At 71.7% G+C, this 15,574-nt stretch carries 13 protein-coding genes and 2 tRNA genes; 7 read left to right on the top strand and 8 right to left on the bottom strand.

The window, feature by feature from the left end:
- Nucleotides 1-153: 153 nt before the first annotated feature.
- Complete coding sequence (gene lipA / locus AB0M54_RS08720) at nucleotides 154-1,050, bottom strand: lipoyl synthase (protein WP_364328408.1); 897 nt, start codon at nucleotides 1,048-1,050, stop codon at nucleotides 154-156.
- 380 nt (nucleotides 1,051-1,430) lie between these two features.
- Between lipA and aspS the strand changes: the two genes are divergently transcribed.
- A complete protein-coding gene (gene aspS / locus AB0M54_RS08715; protein ID WP_364469931.1) occupies nucleotides 1,431-2,678 on the top strand; it encodes an aspartate--tRNA(Asn) ligase in 1,248 nt (415 codons plus the stop codon).
- A 6-nt stretch (nucleotides 2,679-2,684) separates the two neighbouring features.
- Here the strand turns inward: aspS and AB0M54_RS08710 are convergent, their stop codons facing one another.
- From AB0M54_RS08710 to lpdA, 6 genes are all read right to left on the bottom strand, one after another.
- Nucleotides 2,685-2,849, bottom strand: a complete 165-nt coding sequence (locus AB0M54_RS08710) for a peptide ABC transporter substrate-binding protein (protein ID WP_364328170.1) — start codon at nucleotides 2,847-2,849, stop codon at nucleotides 2,685-2,687.
- A gap of 3 nt (nucleotides 2,850-2,852) precedes the next feature.
- Nucleotides 2,853-3,491, bottom strand: coding sequence for a lipoyl(octanoyl) transferase LipB (lipB, locus tag AB0M54_RS08705; protein ID WP_364328173.1), 639 nt, complete (start codon nucleotides 3,489-3,491; stop codon nucleotides 2,853-2,855).
- Nucleotides 3,492-3,514: 23 nt separating this feature from the next.
- Nucleotides 3,515-5,383: a DUF2079 domain-containing protein gene (locus AB0M54_RS08700; protein ID WP_364328176.1), complete on the bottom strand. Its 1,869-nt coding sequence runs from the start codon at nucleotides 5,381-5,383 to the stop codon at nucleotides 3,515-3,517.
- 31 nt (nucleotides 5,384-5,414) lie between these two features.
- Entirely contained in the window at nucleotides 5,415-6,332 is a 918-nt protein-coding gene (locus tag AB0M54_RS08695; RefSeq protein WP_364328178.1) for a TIGR01777 family oxidoreductase, read from the bottom strand.
- A gap of 82 nt (nucleotides 6,333-6,414) precedes the next feature.
- Nucleotides 6,415-8,307, bottom strand: coding sequence for a 2-oxoglutarate dehydrogenase, E2 component, dihydrolipoamide succinyltransferase (gene sucB / locus AB0M54_RS08690; protein ID WP_364469929.1), 1,893 nt, complete (start codon nucleotides 8,305-8,307; stop codon nucleotides 6,415-6,417).
- A gap of 40 nt (nucleotides 8,308-8,347) precedes the next feature.
- Nucleotides 8,348-9,757 carry a dihydrolipoyl dehydrogenase gene (gene lpdA / locus AB0M54_RS08685; protein ID WP_364328184.1) on the bottom strand — a complete coding sequence of 470 codons (1,410 nt, stop codon included), beginning with the start codon at nucleotides 9,755-9,757 and terminating at the stop codon, nucleotides 8,348-8,350.
- A 143-nt stretch (nucleotides 9,758-9,900) separates the two neighbouring features.
- Between lpdA and AB0M54_RS08680 the strand changes: the two genes are divergently transcribed.
- Complete coding sequence (locus AB0M54_RS08680; protein WP_364328187.1) at nucleotides 9,901-10,224, top strand: hypothetical protein; 324 nt, start codon at nucleotides 9,901-9,903, stop codon at nucleotides 10,222-10,224.
- Here AB0M54_RS08680 and AB0M54_RS08675 read toward each other — a convergent pair whose 3' ends face one another.
- Entirely contained in the window at nucleotides 10,225-11,769 is a 1,545-nt protein-coding gene (locus tag AB0M54_RS08675; protein ID WP_364328190.1) for a leucyl aminopeptidase, read from the bottom strand.
- A gap of 138 nt (nucleotides 11,770-11,907) precedes the next feature.
- On the opposite strand from AB0M54_RS08675, the gene gcvT reads away from it, so the two are divergent.
- The 5 genes from gcvT to AB0M54_RS08650 all read left to right on the top strand — a co-directional run bounded on the left by gcvT (nucleotide 11,908) and on the right by AB0M54_RS08650 (nucleotide 15,568).
- Nucleotides 11,908-12,978 carry a glycine cleavage system aminomethyltransferase GcvT gene (gene gcvT, locus AB0M54_RS08670; RefSeq protein WP_364328193.1) on the top strand — a complete coding sequence of 357 codons (1,071 nt, stop codon included), beginning with the start codon at nucleotides 11,908-11,910 and terminating at the stop codon, nucleotides 12,976-12,978.
- A 50-nt stretch (nucleotides 12,979-13,028) separates the two neighbouring features.
- Nucleotides 13,029-13,982 carry an anti-sigma factor RsbA family regulatory protein gene (locus AB0M54_RS08665; RefSeq protein WP_364469926.1) on the top strand — a complete coding sequence of 318 codons (954 nt, stop codon included), beginning with the start codon at nucleotides 13,029-13,031 and terminating at the stop codon, nucleotides 13,980-13,982.
- A 47-nt stretch (nucleotides 13,983-14,029) separates the two neighbouring features.
- A tRNA-Ala gene (locus tag AB0M54_RS08660) sits at nucleotides 14,030-14,104 on the top strand.
- A 13-nt stretch (nucleotides 14,105-14,117) separates the two neighbouring features.
- Nucleotides 14,118-14,190: transfer RNA gene (locus AB0M54_RS08655), tRNA-Ser, on the top strand.
- A 34-nt stretch (nucleotides 14,191-14,224) separates the two neighbouring features.
- Complete coding sequence (locus tag AB0M54_RS08650; RefSeq protein WP_364469924.1) at nucleotides 14,225-15,568, top strand: SDR family NAD(P)-dependent oxidoreductase; 1,344 nt, start codon at nucleotides 14,225-14,227, stop codon at nucleotides 15,566-15,568.
- Nucleotides 15,569-15,574 lie beyond the last annotated feature (6 nt).

Below are 15,574 nucleotides of genomic sequence, written 5' to 3'. Positions count from 1 at the left end.
AACGCGTGCGGCGTGAGGGAAAGAGAATGTGCGGGGCGCGAGCGACAAGAAACGCCCGGGTGCGAGCGATAAGAAAACGCGTAGGCGCGAGCGACAAGAAACGCCGGGGAGCGCGAAGAAAGTGAACGTGCGGCGCGGGAAAGAACGAGAAACTCAGCCGCGAGCGGCCAGAGCCTGCTGATAAAGCCGCCCAGCCCGATAAGACGACCGAACCAGCGGCCCACTCATCACCCCGGCGAACCCGATCGCCTCAGCCTCGGCCTGAAGCTCGACGAACTCTTCCGGCTTCACCCACCGCTCGACCGGGTGATGCCGTGGCGTGGGCCGCAGGTATTGGGTGATGGTGATGATCTCGCAGCCCGCGTCGTACAGCTCGCGCAGCGCCTGCGACACCTCGGAACGCTCCTCGCCCATGCCGAGGATCAGGTTGCTCTTGGTGACCAGGCCGGCGGCGCGGGCCTTGGTCAGCACCGACAGCGAGCGCTCGTAACGGAAACCGGGCCGGATGCGCTTGAAGATGCGCGGGACGGTCTCGACGTTGTGGGCCAGCACCTCGGGCGCCGCGCCGAAGACCTCGGCGAGCTGGGTCTCGTCGGCGTTGAAGTCGGGGATCAGCAGCTCGACGCCGCAGCCCTGCTGGAGCTTGTGGATCTGGCGGACGGTTTCGGCGTAGAGCCAGGCGCCGCCGTCAGGCAGGTCGTCGCGGGCGACGCCGGTGACCGTGGCGTAGCGCAGGCCCATGGTGGCGACGGACTCGCCGACCCGGCGCGGCTCGTCGGCGTCGAACTCGGCGGGCTTTCCGGTGTCGATCTGGCAGAAGTCGCAGCGCCGCGTGCACTGGTCGCCGCCGATGAGGAAGGTGGCCTCGCGGTCTTCCCAGCACTCGTAGATGTTGGGGCAGCCGGCTTCCTGACAAACCGTGTGCAACCCTTCACGCTGCACCAATCCGCGCAACTGCGTGTACTCCGGGCCCATCTTCGCCTTGACCTTGATCCACGGAGGCTTCCGTTCGATCGGAGTCTCGGCGTTGCGCGCCTCGATGCGCAGCATGCGGCGGCCCTCGGGAGCAATAGTCACAATGCCGAGGTTACGCCGGATCAAGCGGACGTTGGCCTCTGGGCGACGTGGCTCACGTGGCTGGCGGTGTGAGTGCCCTCACGTGACACGTGTAAACCCGCTTTGCCACGGAGTCGCCCCCTGTTAACGTCCGGTCCATCGGCTGTGACGGAGCCAAGTAGCGCCCGACCACGCCGGCCGAGAGAGCCACCGTGAGCTGTGAAGGTGGCCCGGCGCCGGGCGCGAAGACACTCCTGAGCCGCGGTACGACAAGAGGCGCCGCGAGGCGCGAAGGTGTGGTGGCACCGCGAGGTTTCCCGCTCGCCCACACCTCCCTGGGGCCGCGTTGCAGCAACCAAGGAGGTCACCACGCCATGCAACGCATCCTCTCCACCGAACTGGCCCGGCACCCCGGTGAGATCGTCATGATCGCCGGCTGGGTGCATCGTCGCCGCCTGCTCAAGCAGGTCGCTTTCCTGATCGTCCGGGACGCCGCCGGCTTCAGCCAGGTGGTGGTCACCGACCCGGCCACGCGCGCTCAGATCGAGACGATCTCCGAGGAGAGCGTGGTCGAGGTGACGGCTCGGGTCAGCGTCAACGCGGCGGCGCCGGCGGGGGTCGAGCTCACTTCTCCTTCGGTACGGGTACGGAGCGCTGTGTCCGTACCCCTGCCTCTGGAACTGCATCGACCCGCGCTCACCGCGACCCTGCCGACGCAGCTCGACCACGCGGCTCTCGCCCTGCGGCACCCGACCCGGGCGACGGCTCTGCGCATGGCCGCCGCCGCGACCGAGGGGTTCCGGTCGGCGCTGGCCGAGCAGCGGTTCGTCGAGATCCACACGCCGAAGATCGTGGCGTCGGCGACCGAGTCGGGCGCGAACGTGTTCGCCCTCGACTACTTCGGGCGGCCCGGCTATCTGGCCCAGTCGCCGCAGTTCTACAAGCAGATGATGGTCGGGGTGTTCGAGCGGGTCTTCGAGGTGGGGCCGGTGTTCCGGGCCGAGCCGCACGACACCGGCCGGCATCTGGCCCAGTACACGTCGCTCGACGCCGAGCTGGGGTTCATCACCGACCACCGGGACGTGATGACCGTGCTGACCTCGGCGTTGGCCGGGATGGCGGCGGCCGTCGAGCCGTGGGCCGCCCTGACGGTCGAGAGCGAGCTGCCGGCCGTGCACTTCACCGAGGCGCTGCGGATCGCCGGCGCCCCGGACGACGAGCCCGACCTGGCGCCGGCCCGCGAGCGGGCGCTCGGCGCGTGGGCGAAGCGGGAGCACGGCTCGGACTTCGTGTTCGTGACCGGCTACCCGATGGCGAAGCGGCCGTTCTACACCCATCCCGACCCGGCCGACGCCCGCTGGTCGAACGGTTTCGACCTGCTGTTCCGCGGGATGGAGCTGGTCACCGGCGGGCAGCGGCTCCATCGCTACGACGACTACGTGACCGCGCTGAAGGGCGACCTGGAACCGTACGCCGGCTATCTGGACGCCTTCCGCTACGGCATGCCGCCGCACGGCGGGTTCGCGATCGGCCTGGAGCGCTTCGTCGCGCGGCTGCTGGAGGTCCGCAACGTGCGCGAGGTGACCGCGTTTCCCCGCGACCTGCACCGGCTGACCCCGTAGGAACGACTAGAGGATGAGCAGGAGGGTGGTCGCGATGACCACGACCAGCGGGACCACCGTCATGCTCAGGAAGATCGCCCACGCGATGCCGTGGGCGAAGTTCAGGTAGACGCCGCCGCCCGGCCGCGGCAGGAAGACCCGTGGGTCGTCCGGTTGCTTCTCGAAGGCCATGCCCTAGGAAAGCAGAGTCGGCAGGTGACGCTCGACCACGGGCCGCACCTCGGCCACGGTGACGTCGCGGCCCAGCTCCCAGCTGAGCGAGGTCACGCCGGCGTCGCGGATGCCGCAAGGAACGAAACGGTCGTAGTTCGACAGGTCGCAGTCGCAGTTGATCGCGAAGCCGTGTTGGGTGACGCCGCGGGCGACGCGGATGCCGATCGCGGCGATCTTGCGGTCGGGGCCGCGGTCGTCGGCGAGCACCCAGACGCCGCTGCGCCCTTTGATGTCGACCCGGGTGGCGGCCACCCCGAACTCGGCGCACACGTCAATGAGCATCTGTTCGGTGCGGCGGACGTAGGCCACCACGTCGATCGGGTCGGGCAGCTTGAGGATCGGGTAGCCGACCAACTGGCCCGGGCCGTGCCAGGTGATCTTGCCGCCGCGGTCGACCTCGACCACGGGAGTGCCGTCGATCGGCCGGTCGGCGGGCTCGGTGCGTTTGCCGGCGGTGAGGACGCTGGGGTGCTCCAGCAGCAGGATCGTGTCGGGCTGGTTGCCCTCGGCGACCTCGGCGTGGATGCGGCGTTGCTCGTCCCACGCCTCGCGGTAGTCGACGAGGCCGGGCCGCAGGATGCTGAGCGTCGGGCTGGTCACGGAAGAAAGCCTAGCCCCAGTCGTCAGCCCGGTGGTGTGACCGGGTCCACGCCCGGCCGGATCCGCCAGAACAGGACGTCGTCCACCCGCTGCGGCTCGCCGAACAGGTCACGCGCGGTGAGTTCGACCGCCGCCCGGAACTCGGGACCGTCCGCGCCGGTCACCCGGTCGGCCAGGAACACGCCCTGGATGTTCCAGTAGGCCAGGTCCTCCCGGGCCCGGATCCGGTCGGCCTCGGTGATCTGCGGAACCTCGCCGTACCGGCCGGCCCGCGCGAGCAGCCAGTCCGTCCAGTGCCAGCGCGCGCCGATCTGCCCGGTGCCGTCGTGCCCGCCGGGGCCGAGGAAGTAGCCGTCCGGGATGCGGAACTGCTTTCCACCCCGAGCCATCGTGTACGCCTGCCAGCGCTGCGCGTCGGCCGACAGGTTGCTCGCGAACGGCAGCGAGCTGAGCGACGCGCCGTCGTCCACGTAGCGCTTCCAGGTGCCGTCGGCGATGAACTGCGGCTCGGGCGCCCGGTCCATGGTCAGCAGGGGAATCGGCATGATCGGGACCAGGGCCACCGCGTACGCCGCCCCGAAGGCCGTCTGCGCCGTCGACGAGAGCGTCTTGTCCTTCAGCAGCAGGTCGCCGAGCAACGCCAGCACCATGCCGAACACCCCGACCAGCACCAGCGCGAACCGGGCGGGCAGGGCCGAGTCGAAGAGCGGCAGGTGGGCCAGGGCCGCGTACGGCAGCGGGATCGGCGTCTCGATCTCGAAGATCTGCAGCCGCGGCCCCCACGACAGCAGCACGAACGTGATCGCGACGATGATCAGCGCCCGCAGCGTGGCTCGACGCCCCGGGTCGGCCCGCTTCCACAGCGTGACCAGTCCCGAGATGATCAGGACGATCAGCGGCAGCCCGAAGAACGACGTCTCCTCGGTCGAGTTCGGCGCGAGCCAGGCGCTGTCCAGCCCGGCCCACCCGGCGAAACTGCGTTCGGCGTAGCTCAGGTAGGACGCCACGTCCTCGACGTAGTGCCGCTGGTTGAACCCGGTGCCCGAGAAGCTCTGCGGACCCGCGAAATGCATGTAGAGGGGGTACGCGAGGAGCACTCCGGCCACGCCCGCGGTGACGCCGAGCCCCTTGAGGACCGTCGGCAGCGCCGCGCGCGCCTCCCCCCGGGTGGCCGGCGCCAGCGCCCACGCCGCCAGGAAGACCCCGCTGGCCAGCGCCGTGAAGAACAGCCCCTCGGCCGCGATCGAGAACCCGCAGGCGACCAGCAGGCCGAGCACCAGCCCGTTGCGCAGCCACCGATCGGGCTGGCGCAGCTTGAGCACCCACCACAGGACGAGCGGCGCGACCCAGCCGGCCGACCAGTTCAGGTGGCCGTTGGCATGCGACACGAAGCCGGGCGCGAACCCGCAGAACAGGCCGGCCACCGCGGCCACACCCCGGCGGGTGGTCGCGTAGCGGTTGAAGAACAGGTACCAGGCGAACGCCGCCCCGGCCAGGTTGCCGGTCAGGATGGCCGCGAAGCTGACCTGCGGGCCGAGGAAGTGGCTGATCGGCGCCATGGCCACGATGAAGACCGTGATCGAGGTGTTCGCGGCCAGGTTCACGCCGTCCGGCACGTTCATCATGTCGGTGAAGAACGGGTCGGCGCCGTGGCTCAGCAGGTACCAGCCGTACCCCAGCAGCCATTCGAAGAACGCCTGGTCGCCGGCATTGCGCAGGAGCACCTTGCCGTACGGGTCGGCCCACAGGCCCTGCGTCACGTAGGCGGCGAGGGTGATCGACACCACGGCCATGAGCAGATGGCCGGGCCAGCGGCGGCGCACGGTGGTCGCGGCGGCGGGCTCGGCGGGCGGGTCGGAGGACTCGGCGGGCGCGGTGGCGGTCACGGACATCGGCTACAAGCTAACAGTCCCGGACCTCCGCTTATGTCGCCGCGCTCGGCGCCTGCCCGACGGCCACCCGCAGGGCCGACTCGATGGTCGGGTGAACCCACTGGAAGCCGGCCTTGCCGAGCACCCCGGGCATCACCCGTTTGCTGCCCAGCGCCTCCTCGGCGAAGCCGCCCAGCGCGACCTGGAGCGCGAGCCCGGGCACCCACAGCGCCGCCGGCCGATGTAGCACGCGGCCCATCACCTCGGTGAACTCGGCGTTGGTGACCGGCTCGGGCCCGACGATGTTGACCGGCCCGGTGACGTCGTCGCGTTCCAGCAGGAACTCGACGGCACGCAGCCAGTCGTCCAGCGCGATCCAGGGCATGTACTGCTTGCCGCTGCCCAGCCGGCCGCCCAGCCCGGCCCGGAAGATCGGCATCATCGGCTTGAGCAGCCCACCGTCCTGATGCAGCGGGAGCCCGCTGCGGAGCAGGGTGACGCGGGTGCCGGCGTCCTCGGCGGGCCGGGCGGCCGCTTCCCACACCCGGACGACGTCGGCGAGGAAACCGCGACCGGCCGGCGACTCCTCGGTCACGCGACGGTCACCGGTCTCGCCGTACCAGCCCTCGGCCGAGCCCTGGAGCAGCGTGCGCGGCCGGTCGGCCTCGGGGAGCCGGCTGATCGCCCGCGCGATGGTCCCGGTGGTCTCGACCCGGCTGGACCGGATGGTGCTCTTGTACGCCGCCGTCCAGCGCTTGTCGCCGACGCCGGCGCCGGCCAGGTTGATCACCGCGTCGGCCCCGGCCACCAGGGTGGGGTCGAGCTGGCCCTGGGACGGCTGCCAGGTCGCCTCGTCGGCGGCCTCGGCGGGCCGCCGGACCAGCCGGGTCACGTCGTGGCCGGCCTCGCGCAGCCGCCGCGCGAGCGGGACGCCGAGAAAGCCGGACGCGCCGGCCATGAGGATCCGCATGTCCCCATCATGCCCGGATTCGAACAGGTTCAAAACTGAAAGGGCCCCGCGCGATCGCGGGGCCCATCTCAGCGGAGACGATCTAGGACAGTTCAGCTTCGAACTGGCCGCCTTCCAAGCGCTGCTTCATGGTGGTCAGGAAGCGGGCGGCGTCGGCGCCGTCCACGATCCGGTGGTCGTAGCTCAGGGCCAGGAAGATCATCGACCGCGGCACGATCAGCTCGCCCAGGTTCGGGTCGTCGACGACCACGGCCCGCTTCACCACCGCGCCGGTGCCGAGGATGCCGACCTGCGGCTGGTTGATGATCGGGGTGTCGAACAGCGCGCCCCGGCTGCCGGTGTTGGTCAGCGTGAACGTGCCGCCGGACAGCTCGTCCGGGCTGATCTTGTTGTTGCGGGTGCGGTCGGCCACGTCGGCGATCCGCTTCGACAGCCCGGCCAGGTTGAGGTCGCCGGCGTCCCGGATGACCGGGACGATCAGGCCCTTGGGGGTGTCGACCGCGATGCCCAGGTGTTCGCCGTCGTGATAGGTGACCGTGCCGGCCTCCTGGTCGATCGACGAGTTGACCACCGGGTGCTCCTGGAGCGCCTCGACCGCGGCCAGCGCCAGGAACGGCATGAAGGTCAGCTTCACGCCGTGCTTGGCCTGGAAGTCGGCCTTGGCCTTCTGACGGAGCTGGGCGACCTTGGTGATGTCGACCTCGACGACCGTGGTGAGCTGCGCCGAGATCTGCAGCGACTCGACCATGCGCCGGGCGATCGTGGCGCGGGTGCGGGTCAGCTTCTCGGTGCGGCCTCGCAGCGGGCTCGGCGCCGCCTTGGGCGCGGCGGCCGCGGCCGACGACGTCGCGGCGGGCGCGGCGGCCGGAGCCGGCTTGGCCGCGGCGGCGGCCGCCTTCTCGGCCGCCTCGATCACGTCCTGCTTGCGGATCCGGCCACCCACGCCGGTGCCGCTCAGCTTGGCCAGGTCGACGCCCTTCTCGGCGGCGAGCTTGCGGACCAGCGGCGTGACGTACCCGGCGTCGCCGGACCCGCCGTTGGCCGACGCCTGTGCGGGGGCCGGGGCCGACGGCTGCTGCACCGGCTTGCCCTGCTCGACCTTGCCCTGCTCGACCTCGGGAGACGGGTCGGCGTAGGACTCGCCGGAGGACGCCACCTGCGGCGCCGGCTTCGACTCGACCTTGGGCGCCTCGGCCTGCTGCGGAGCCGGCGCCTGCTTGGGCTCCTCGCGCTGCTTGGGCTCCTCGCGCTTCGGCTCTTCCTTCGCCGGCTCGGGCTGCGACGGCGCCGGAGCGGAGTCGCCGCCGCCCGACGACTCGGAGCCGATGATCACCAGGTCGGCGCCGACGTCGGCGGTCTCGTCCTCCTGGACCTTGATCTCCATGACGGTGCCGGCCACCGGCGACGGGATCTCGGTGTCGACCTTGTCGGTGGAGACCTCGAGCAGCGGCTCGTCGACCTCGACGCTGTCGCCGACCTGCTTCAGCCAGCGGGTGACGGTGCCCTCGGTGACGCTCTCGCCGAGCGCCGGCATCTTCACCGCGGTGCCCTCGCCACCACCGGCCGGTGCGGCGGTCTGCGGTGCGGGCGCCTCGGCCTCGACCGGCTTCTCGGTCGACGGCTCGTTCGGCGCGGCCGGCTCGGGCTCGGCGTCGGCCTGCTCGTCGGCCTGCTCCTGGGCGGGCGCGGCGGCCTGCTCCTGGGCGGGCGCGGGCTCGGACGAGCCGGACTCCTCGCCGTCGCCGGAGATCACGGCCAGCTCGCTGCCGACGTCGGCGGTCTCGTCCTCGCCGACCACGATGCGGGTGAGCACGCCGGCGGCGGGCGAGGGGATCTCGGTGTCGACCTTGTCGGTGGAGACCTCGAGCAGCGGCTCGTCGGCCTCGACCCGCTCGCCCTCCTGCTTCAGCCAGCGCGTGACGGTGCCCTCGGTGACACTTTCACCCAGCCGCGGCATGGTGACCGATACCGGCATGTTCTCGAACTCCTAACCAGGTGCGTGCGGATGGATGAAATCAGGCGTGTGCGTGCAGGGGCTTGCCGGCGAGCGCGAGGTGGGCCTCGCCGAGCGCCTCGTTCTGCGTCGGGTGAGCGTGGACGAGCTGGGCGACCTCTTCCGGGAACGCCTCCCAGTTGTAGATCAGCTGGGCCTCGCCGACCTGCTCGCCCATCCGCGCGCCGATCATGTGTACGCCGACGACCGGCCCGTCCTCGACCCGGACGAGCTTGACGAAGCCCGCGGTCTTGAGGATCTGGCTCTTGCCGTTGCCACCCAGGTTGTAGTTGTACGTCTTCACCTTGTCGGCGCCGTACTTCTCCTTGGCCTGGGTCTCGGTGATGCCGACGGAGGCGATCTCGGGGTCGCAGTAGGTGACCCGCGGGATGCCCTTCTCGTCGATGGCCGGCGGGTTGAGGCCGGCGATCTCCTCGGCCACGAAGATGCCCTGTGCGAAGCCGCGGTGGGCGAGCTGGAGGCCGGGGACGATGTCGCCGACCGCGTAGATGTTGCCGACGCCGGTGTGCAGGCGCTCGTTGGTGATCACGAAGCCGCGGTCGAGGGTGACGCCCTGTTCCTCGTACCCCAGGTCCTTGGTCGTCGGGCCGCGGCCGACCGCGACCAGCAGCACCTCGGCCTCGACCGTCTCGCCGCCCTGGATCGTCGCGCGGACGCCGTTCTCGGTGTGCTCGACCTTCTCGAACGGCTTGCCGACCTTGAAGTTGATCTTCCGCTTGCGGAACGCGCGCTCGAGCGTCTTGGAGATCTCCTCGTCCTCCGCGGCCACCAGCCGGGGAAGCGCCTCGAGGATGGTCACGTCGGCGCCGAAGGACTTCCACACGCTGGCGAACTCGACGCCGATCACGCCGCCGCCCAGCACGATCGCGGAGCTCGGCACCCGGTCGAGCTTGAGCGCGTGCTCGCTGGCGATGACCCGCTTGCCGTCGACCTCGAGGCCGGGCAGCGAGCGCGAGTAGGAGCCGCTGGCCAGGATCACGTTGCGGCCGGTGTAGCGCTTGCCGTCGACCTCGACGGTGTCCTTGGCGACCAGCTTGCCGGCGCCCTGCACCACGGTGATCTTCTTGTTGGCCGTGAGCAGCCCGGTGAGGCCCTTGAAGAGCCGGGCGACCACGCCGTCCTTGTACGAGTTGACGCCGGCCATGTCGATGCCGACCAGGTCGGCCTTGACGCCGAACTGCTCGCTCTCGCGGGTCTGGTCGGCGATCTCGGCGGCGTGCAGCAGCGCCTTGGTCGGGATGCAGCCGCGGTGCAGGCACGTGCCGCCCAGCTCGGCCTTGTCGATCAGCGCCACCGACAGATCAAGCTCGGCGGCGCGGAGCGCGGCGGCGTATCCACCGCTGCCCGCCCCGAGGATCACGATGTCGAATGTTCCGCCGTTCGGCTGGCTCACGGTCAACTCCCTTTGCATCGTTCCGCCGCGGGTCACACAAGCGAAACGGTCACAGTCGTCCTGGCCATCTTGTCACTTGTGGAACCGGTCGATGCACTCAGGGACCCAACGACATGCCCCGGCCAAGTACGCTTGCGCGAAATAAACGTGAGGAGGGCTCGGTGGCCTGGTTCCGCCGGCGCAGGGAGTCGGGTCGTACGGCCGATCGTGGTGCTGATCGTGCCGGTCTGGAGCACCTTGCGGAGTTTGTCCGTTCCCGCCGGGGTGTCGAGGGCTTCATCGAGCCGCGCACCACGGTGACCGAGACCACGTTGTTGCTCGTGGCACACGACGGCGAGTGGACCCGTCGCCGCGTCGAGTCGCCCGAGTCGGCCCGTCGCTTCGCCCACCAGCTCGCCATGCCGATCTACGACGTGAAGCTGATGGGCTACCCCCAGCGCATGCGCGACTACAACGCGCGCAAGAAGACCCGACCGGAGGGCTGATCAGCCGTTGGCGGCGACATCTTCCACCAGGGCGAGCAGCGTGCGTACGGGTACGCCGGTCCCGCCCTTGGTCAGGTAACCGGTCGGCTCGCCCGAGTGGAAGGCCGGTCCCGCCACGTCGATGTGCGCCCAGTCGACCCCGTCGGCCACGAACTCGCGCAGGAACACGCCGCCCTGGAGCATGTGCCCGGCCCGGTCCATCGCGTTGTTCGTCTGGCTGATGTCGGCGATCTCCGACTCCATGCCCTTGCGCACCTCGTCCGGCAGCGGCATCGGCCAGGCCGGCTCGCCCACCGACTCGCCCGCCGCCTTGACCCGCTCGCAGGTCGCCGGGTCGCCCATCACGCCGGCGATCCGCTTGCCCAGCGAGATCACCTGCCCGCCGGTGAGCGTGGACGTCTCGAACAGGTAGTCGGCGCCGTCCTGGCAGGCCCGGGCGATCGCGTCGGCCAGCACCATGCGGCCCTCGGCGTCGGTGTTCAGCACCTCGACCCGCTTGCCGTTGAACATGGTGATGACGTCACCGGGCCGGTACGCCGTACCCGACGGCATGTTCTCGGCCATGGCCAGGTAACCGCTCACCGCGACATCCGGCTTGAGCGCGGCCACCGCCAGCATCGCCGCGCCGACCGCGGCCGCCCCGGCCATGTCCGACTTCATCTCCCACATCCCGGCCGCGGGCTTGATGCTGATGCCGCCGGTGTCGAAGGTGATGCCCTTGCCGACCAGCGCCACCCGCTTCGGGTCGGTCACCCCGGCCGGGGTGTAGCTGAGCTTGACCAGGCGGGGACCGGCCGACGAGCCCTGGCCGACCGCGACGATCCCGCCGTACCCGCCGGCCTGGAGCTGCTCGAGGTCGAGCACCTCGACCTCGAGCCCGGTGCCCTCGGCCGCGGCCACCACCGCGTCGGCGAACGCCGGCGGGCGCAGGTTGTTGGGCGAGGTGTTCACCCAGTCACGGGTCAGGCGGACCGCACCGGCCACCGTCCCGGCCCGCGTCACCTCGGCCCGGGCCGCCTCGTCGGCGGCGTCGGGCACGTGCACCTGGAGCGCGGCGATCGGCTCCCGGCGGCCCGGCTGCGGCTTGGTCTTGTAGCCGGCGAACCGGTACGACCCGAGCAGCGCGCCTTCCAGGATCGCCCGCAGCACACCGGGCGCGTCCGCGTCGTCGGGCAGCGGCAGGGCCAGCGCGACCGTCTCGCTGCCGGCCAGCGCGCGCACGGCGGCGCCCGTACCCCGGCGAAGGGTCTCGGTGGCCGGCGCCGAACCGGTCGGCTCGTCGCCCAGGCCGACCGCCACCACCAGCGGCGCCGTGACCGTGCCCAGGGTGGCCAGCTTGGTCACCTCGCCCGGCGAGCCGGTCGCGCCGAGCAGGGCCAGCGTCGCGGTCAGCTTGCCGTCGAACGCGGCCGCGATGCTCTCGGCACCGGCCGCGGGCAGCAGCGCGCCGCCCTCGTCGGGCTGGCTGTGCAGGCCGATCACGATGGCGTCGACGGCGAGTTCAGCGGGATCGGTGTCGACCAGGCTGAGGCGGGGCAGGGTCACGCGGGCTCTCCGGAAAGTCGGGAGCCGGTGTCGCCTGTGGGCGGCGCCGGCGCTGGCGACGCCCGGCACGGTGCGGCCGGGCGCAAGGGGGTACCAGGCGACAATAACGGGCACTCTGATCACGGGTAAGTTGACTCCATGCTCCAGCGCTCACCACTACACGATCGACACCTCCAGCTCGGCGCGAAACTCGCGGAATTCGGTGGCTGGGAGATGCCGCTGGAGTACGCCGGTGGCGGCGTCATCAAGGAGCACACGGCCGTCCGTACCCAGGCCGGGGTCTTCGATGTGTCCCACCTGGGCAAGGCGCGGGTGGCCGGGCCGGGCGCCGCGGCGTTCGTCAACCGCTGCCTGACCAACGACCTGGGCCGCGTCAAGCCCGGCCAGGCGCAGTACACGATGTGCTGCGACTCCTCCGGCGGCGTGGTCGACGACCTGATCGCCTACCTGTTCGGCGACGACGACGTCTTCCTGATCCCGAACGCGGCGAACACGGCCGAGGTGGTCGCCCGGCTCGCGGCGGCCGCCCCCGAGGGCGTCACGGTCACCGACGAGCACACCGGTTACGCGATCCTGGCCGTGCAGGGGCCCTCGTCCGAGGCCGCGGTGCGCGCGCTCGGATTGCCCACCGGCCACGAGTACATGTCGTTCAGCGCCGAGAACGAGATCGTGGTGTGCCGCACTGGCTACACCGGCGAGCTGGGCTACGAGCTGGTGGTGCCGTGGGACGACGCCGGCGGGCTGTGGGACCGGCTGGTCGAGGCGGGGGTCCGGCCGTCCGGTCTGGGCGCGCGCGACACCTTGCGTACGGAGATGGGCTATCCGCTGCACGGCCAGGAGCTGACCCTGGACATCAGCCCGGTGCAGGCCCGGGCCGGCTGGGCCGTCGGCTGGAAGAAGCCCGAGTTCTGGGGCCGCGAGGCGCTGATCCGGGAGAAGACCGAGGGTCCGCGGCGGGTCCTGCGCGGACTTCAGCTGACCGGCCGGGGCATCCCGCGGGGCCACATGACCGTGTACGCCGGTGACGGCGCGGTCGGCGAGACCACCAGCGGCACGTTCTCGCCGACGAAGAAGGTGGGCATCGCGCTGGCCCTGATCGACACGTCCGCCGGGCTGGCCGAGGGCGACCTGGTCGAGGTCGACATTCGCGGCCGCCGCGCCGAGGCCACGCTGGTCAAGCCGCCGTTCGTCGACCCTTCGGTGCGATAGCGGCGGCGGGCCGCGTTCTATGCTGGCCGGGTGAGCAGCGAGGCGGCCCGATGAGAACCGGCGCCGCGACCGGCCACGAGGGCTACTTCCACGAGTCCCTGTGCTACGCCTCGGACGAGGAACTGGTGGCCGTGACCGTGCCGTTCCTGATGGAGGGCCGCGCCGCCGGTGAGCCGTCCATGGTGACGCTGGACGAGCGGAGGACCGGCCTGATCCGCTCGGCCCTGCCCGCCGGCTCCGGCGTCGAGTTCCTGGCCGGCGGTGCCGTCTACGCCCGGCCCGCCACGGCCATCCACTCCTACCGGCGGCTGCTGGCCGACCGGGTGCGGGCGGGGGCGCGACAGATCCGGATCGTCGGCGAGGTGCCGATGGCCGCGGCCGGTGCCGGCTGGGACTGGTGGGCCCGCTACGAGTCGGCGATCAACCACGCGTACAACGACTTCCCGTTGTGGAGCATCTGCACCTACGACCGGCGCACCACCCCCGAGCACATGCTGGTGGAGGTCGCCCGCACCCACCCCCGGACCGCCCGGCCGGACGGCACCCACCCGCCGAGCCCGGCCTACCTCGACCCGGTCACCTACCTGAGCGAGCCGCGCCCGGTGACGCCCGACCGGCTCCAGGCGGGCCGGCCGATCGTCGACCTCGCCGCGCCCACCCCGGCGGCGGCCCGGGCCGCGATCCGCGCCGCCAACGCCGGCGTGCTCGACGACAACGACCTGGACGACCTGGTCGTGGCCGTGAGCGAGGCGGTGACCAACGCGATGGTGCACGGCGTCCAGCCGGTCCGGACGCGGGTCTGGACGGGCCAGGGCCGCATGGTGGTCGCCATCAGCGACGCCGGCGCCGGCCCGGCCGACCCGTTCGCCGGGATGATGCCGGCGACCGACCGGGCCACCGGCGGGCGCGGGCTGTGGATCGTCCACCAGTCGTGCAACCACGTCACGGCGGAGTCCTCGCCGGACGGTTACACCCTCCGCCTCACCGCCGGCAAGCTCGGTTAATGTGATCGCCCCGAACTGATCGGTCTCGGTACGATCCCGCGCAGGGTGGGACCTGTAGCGCAGAGGTAGTCGCGCCGCAGTCGCAGTGCGGAGGATTCCGGTTCGAGTCCGGTCTGGTCCCACCCGCTCGTCGTGTGGCCGGTAGCGCAGAGGTTGACGCGCCGCACTGCTCATGCGGAGGACGCCGGTTCGAGTCCGGCCCGGCCACCCTTCCACGGCCCTGCTCAGCTCGGGAGAAGGCGATGAACGGCGACGAGGTCGAGGCGGCGCTGCGGGTGCTCGGTGAGGTCCGGGCGCTCCCGGCCGACAACCCGGTCCGGCTCCGGGTGCAGCGCGCGGTCGACGGATTGGTCAAGGACGCCCAGAAGCGGCGCCGGGCCGACCGCCGGCGGCGGACCGCGGCCGGCGACCGGGCCGTGGTCTCGACCGCGGCCACGGGCGCGCCGGACCGCGCTGAGGGCGTGCCGGTCGTACCCGTCGACGGCGTGGGGACCGACGCCGCCGGCCGGACCCGCCGCGAGCGCCGCTGCTACATCTGCCGCGGGCGGTTCCGGGAGGTCGACGCGTTCTATCACGCGCTCTGCCCGGCCTGCGCCGGCGCGCACCGCGAGCATCGCGACGCCCGCACCGACCTGACCGGCCGCCGCGCCGTGGTGACCGGCGGCCGGGTCAAGATCGGCTACCAGGTGGCCCTGAAGCTGCTGCGCGACGGCGCCGAGGTGACGGTGGTGACCCGGTTCCCGGCCGACGCCACCCGGCGGTTCGAGCGGGAGCCGGACGCCACCGGCTGGTCCTCGTCGCCGCGGATCATCGGCGCCGACCTGCGCGACCCGCGCCAGGTGCTGGATCTGGCCCAGCGGCTGTCCGACGGCGGCCGGACCCTGGACATCCTGGTCAACAACGCGGCGCAGACCGTACGGCGGCCGGACTGGGCCTATCAGCCGCTGGTCGCGGCGGAACTGCTGGCCGGGAAGGCGGTCGAGACGGTGGCCGGCTACCGGCCGGGGGCCGCACCGCCGGAGTGGAGCGCCGCGCTGGAGACGGCCGGCTCCGAGCTCGCGGCGGTCACCGACGCCACCGGCGCGCTGGCCGTCGGCGGCGCCCACAACTCCTGGAGCGCCCGGCTCGGCGAGATCGACCCGGTCGAGCTGCTGGAGGTGCAACTGGTCAACGTGGTGGCGCCGTTCCTGCTCGTCGACCGGCTCCGCCCGGTGCTGACCGCGCCCGGCACCACCCGGCGGTACGTGGTGAACGTGACCGGCCGCGAGGGCTGGCTGGGCGCCGGCGACCCCGGCCCGTACCGGCACCCGCACACCTCGGTCAGCAAGGCCGGCCTGAACATGCTGACCCGGGCCGGCGCGGCCGACCTGGCCCGCGACCTGGTCTACATGTGCGGCGTCGACACCGGCTGGATCACCGACGAGAACCCGGCCGAGCGGAAGGCCCGCCGCGAGGCCACCGGCTGGCGCCCGCCGCTGGACGTCGTCGACGCGGCCGCCCGCATCTACCACCCGATCGTCAGCGGCGAGGCCGGCGCCCCGATGCACGGTGTGCTGCTCAAGAACTACGCCGTCGTCCCCTGGTAGGGAGCT

Origin of the sequence: Actinoplanes sp. NPDC051470 (assembly GCF_040682035.1) — a bacterium.
GTDB lineage: Bacteria > Actinomycetota > Actinomycetes > Mycobacteriales > Micromonosporaceae > Actinoplanes.
This window is presented reverse-complemented; position numbering and strand designations above follow the sequence as displayed.